1 protein-coding gene is annotated in these 1,531 nt (G+C 40.8%); it reads left to right on the top strand.

The window, feature by feature from the left end:
- Positions 1-112: 112 nt before the first annotated feature.
- Entirely contained in the window at positions 113-1,279 is a 1,167-nt protein-coding gene (locus HT697_RS09230) for an IS30 family transposase (RefSeq protein ID WP_000160552.1), read from the top strand.
- The last annotated feature ends 252 nt before the right edge of the window (positions 1,280-1,531 follow it).

Genomic DNA, 1,531 nt, shown 5'->3' with positions numbered 1-1,531 from the left:
GCTAACTTCTCAAAGTAACTTCCACTTGCCTGACCAAAGTGGAAATTAGTCTAAAACGGATTTTTATGGTGGAATTAAGTGTGAGACGTTTGAGTTAGAAACGAGGTCTACTATGACAAAACATAAACACCTTACCCTTTCAGACCGTAATGATATCCAATTAGGTTTAGAGCGCAGTGAAACCTTCAAAGCTATTGGACAATCCATTCTAAAAGACCCGACTACTGTTTCTAAAGAAGTCAAACGAAACAGACAAGTCCGAGAGTCTACATGCCATAACCTTCCTTGCCCTCTACTCGACAAAGCTCCCTTTGTCTGTAACGGCTGCCCTAAAAGAAGACAGAATTGTGGCTATAAGAAGATCTTCTACCTCGCTAAGCAAGCTCAAAAACAATACGAACAAACTCTTGGCGAAGCTCGTGAAGGAACTCCCCTCAATTCCAAGACCTTCTGGGACATGGACAAAGTCATTTCTGATGGGGTTAAAAAAGGACAACACATCTATCATATTCTCAAAACTCATAACCTTGATGTCAGCTCCTCAACTGTCTATCGACACATCCGAAAAGGGTACCTATCTATCGCTCCGATTGATCTTGCCAGAGCCGTTAAATTCAAAGAAAGACGAAAAAGTAAGCTACCTTCCATCCCTAAAGAAGCTAAAAAAGGCCGTTCCTATGAGGATTTCCAAAACTATTTAGCACTGAATCAACTAGACTCTTGGCTGGAAATGGACACAGTTATGGGGAGAATGGGAGGTAAAGTCCTACTCACCTTCAATCTATCTTTCTGTAACTTTATCTTCGCTAGACTTCTGGATAATAAAACTGCCCTTGAGGTTACCAAACATCTCTATGACATCAAGAACACTCTTCACCAAGCGGACAAAGATTTCTTCCAACTCTTTCCTGTCATCCTGACAGATAATGGTGGAGAGTTTGCCAGGGTCGATGATATCGAAATGGATGTGCGAGGAGAGAGTAAACTCTTCTTTTGTGACCCTAATCGCTCTGACCAGAAAGGCAGAATTGAGAAAAATCACACGCTGATTCGCGACATTCTACCTAAAGGAACTTCTTTTGACAACTTAACTCAAGAGGATATCAATCTCGTCTGCTCTCATGTCAACAGTGTCAAACGCGCTGCTTTGAATGGAAAGTCAGCCTATGAACTCTTTGCATTTACCTATGGAGAAGAGATTCCTAAACTTCTAGGTATTTCTAAAATACCTGCAGAAGACGTCTGCCAGTCGTCTAAATTACTCCAACATAAGTTCTAAAAACTAATCTTTAACCGCATTCAAACGTCTCACACTAACTTCCACCATAGCGGAACTTAATCTGAAACGCTTTCAGATGAGGGGATTTTGTGCGCTCTTTTTTTCAATTCATTTCGGCTACAAAAGCGATGAAATCAAGCATGTTTAAAACCAGTAGAACTTACCCTGACACGGATTTCCACTGGTTTTTACGATTTTTATCAGACTAACTTCCACTTGGATTAGCAGTGGAAGTTAGTTTGGGAATTTACC

The sequence above is a fragment of the Streptococcus sp. 1621 genome (genome assembly GCF_013276615.1).
In the GTDB taxonomy this organism is placed as follows: Bacteria; Bacillota; Bacilli; order Lactobacillales; family Streptococcaceae; genus Streptococcus.
The sequence above is the reverse complement of the archived record's forward strand: the minus strand, read 5'-3'. Positions and strand labels throughout refer to the sequence as shown.